Source organism: Arthrobacter sp. H20 (assembly GCF_000520515.1).
GTDB lineage: Bacteria > Actinomycetota > Actinomycetes > Actinomycetales > Micrococcaceae > Arthrobacter_D.
Genome location: NZ_AZRY01000239.1, coordinates 1 through 2,367, shown reverse-complemented (window position 1 = coordinate 2,367; position 2,367 = coordinate 1). Strand labels below are relative to the sequence as shown.

At 61.9% G+C, this 2,367-nt stretch carries 1 protein-coding gene; it reads left to right on the top strand.

Annotation, left to right across the window (positions count from 1 at the left end; translation table 11 throughout):
• Positions 1-790: 790 nt before the first annotated feature.
• A partial coding sequence (locus tag Y703_RS21875; protein WP_216698853.1) for a zinc-ribbon domain-containing protein occupies positions 791-2,367 on the top strand: 1,577 nt, incomplete at its 3' end.

Below are 2,367 nucleotides of genomic sequence, written 5' to 3'. Positions count from 1 at the left end.
TCCACCTGTGGGCGGGTGGAGCCCCAAGGAGTGAGCTCAAAGCCGTCCACCTGTGAGTGAACTGCTGTTCCACGGCACATCTGGTCAAGCTGACATATTGGGACGTTATCGGCGTTACACTGAAAAGTGTCAGGCAAACCCTCAGCAGTCCCGGGTATGCGCGGCTGGCTCTTGAGGCATCGCTTGCTATTGCCCACACCGAACCCGAGGTCCAAACCGTTCCGGCTACCATCAGCCCCGAGAATGTGGCATCTCGCACTCTTGTAGAGGACTACGGGTTCGAAATAGTCGGTGAACAGTAGGATGAGGAAGACGGTTTAGAGATCATCTTCGAGATCAACACCTGAAAATTTTCAAGCCTCCACCAACGATTTGCTCGGGATATCTCCGGCCCTTGGGTACATTGAGCGCACTATCCTGTGCCTTCGGACAACATTCGCGGCTCGCCTTCGGTAGCCGTAACGGCCCCAGAAAATGCCCTGTCATTGGCAGGTTTCAGCGGAACAGGGGGAGCTCATTGGTCGCTCAGCAGTGCACCTCTGACGGTTGCTCCAACCAGGCAGCCTTCACGACGAGGACGAAGCCGGCTTGGTGTGAGCCGTGTCTAGTAGCGATGCTGGGTGAGCTGAACATGAACCCGGTGACTGCCTTTCCCGGGAAGGACAAGCGTTGGCGGACGCGCTGCCGTCTCTGTCAGGCGGAGTGTGACTACAAGCTCGATTACCTGCTCGAGTTGCAGACGCGCAGCGAGCCCTCCTGCCGTCGGTGCTACTGGATCCAATGGACCGTCATGAGCGACCGGCTTTCCGGCACGGTGCATCCCGTGAGTATGGAACAGGTGGCCGCGCACCTCGAGGCACATGAATTTGAACCAGTTGAGGAGCTTTTCGATCTGCCGAGCGGTGGTTGGCCTGTCATCACGCGCTGCAAGCTCTGCGGTGTCCAGTCGGCGGAACGCATGGGGGACGTCGGGTGGGGCTGTGTCTGCACCCGTAACAGCAAGCCACGGTCCTCTCTGGTGGGCAGGACCCGCGGCGAGAAGAAGCTGTTCGTCGAATCCGGTAGAGAAGCATTGGGCTGGTGGGACCACAACCTCAACGAGCCGTCAGTCCTGGCCACCGTGGCAGAGCAAGCCAAAACGCAGGGGCACTGGAAATGCCCGACCTGCACCCACTCGTTCACCTCTTCGGTCGCCTCGATGGTTGCCCTGCCCAGGTGCCCTGAGTGCACGAGCCGAGACAGCGAGGACTGGGGCGCCGAGCGGGATCGGCTCAAGGTCACGCCGGTCTCCGATGTTCCGGAGCTACTGGCAGCTTGGAACGACGAGGCCGATCCGGGAACCGTCATGGTCCTTAGTCATCGGACGCGGAAGTTCCAATGCCAGAATGGCCACAAGCCGAAGGTGACACCGACGGCGTACTTTCAATCGGGGTGCCAGTTTTGCCGCAGGACTGAGCAGCCAGAGACCCAGCGCGCGACCCTTGCCGAAGCGCAGCCGGAGGTTGCCGGCCAATGGCACCCGACGTTGAACGGCAGGTGGACGCCGGAAAAGCTCGGCCCTGACTCGAAGAGAACGGCGCATTGGCTCACTGATTGCTGCGGCCACGAATGGGCGGAACCCGTACGCAACCGGAACAAGTACCAGCGCCAGCGCTGCCCGCAGTGCCGAACGATCCTCGATTCACTCGGCTACGTGGACCCGGGCCTGGCCGCCGAATGGGATCTGGAGAACCCCACAACGCCCTGGCACGTCAGGCCACACGGGCAGACGAGCTTCCTGCCCCGCTGGATCTGCTCAGTCGACTCCGCACACCGGTGGGAGGCCTCCCTGACATCTCGGTCCGGTGGTTCCGACTGTCCGGAGTGCAAGCAGGCCGGCAAGTCTCGCGTCGAACTGCAGCACCTCGATGCAGCCAAGGAGGTGTTCGCCATCGTGAAGTCCGGAGCATTCGTCCGCAGCGACGCCTTCGAGACACGAAAGCGCTGGTCGGTAGACATTCTGGTCGAGCACGACGGGCACACCATCGCCGTCGAGTATGACGGCGCGTACTGGCACAGCCCGGAAGCCAAAGTGGAGGTGGACCGGCGCAAGAGCCTGGACCTCTTGGCCGCGGGCTACCGCGTAGTCCGCCTTCGGGAGGACGACCTTCCATCCTCGGTATTGGATCGCCCGACTATCTCGAGCTGCAGGTCTATTCGGCGGCTCCGCGGCCTGCGGACACTATTTCCAGGATCGCAGCATGGCGGGCTCCCACGCGCGGGGATGGTCGGTAGTGCGGACTCACGCGGTCCATGGACGGGATCCGGCACGACCCTATTCCTACAAGCCGAACTGCAGTACCCAGTGTCCGCAGGCCGATCGGCTTT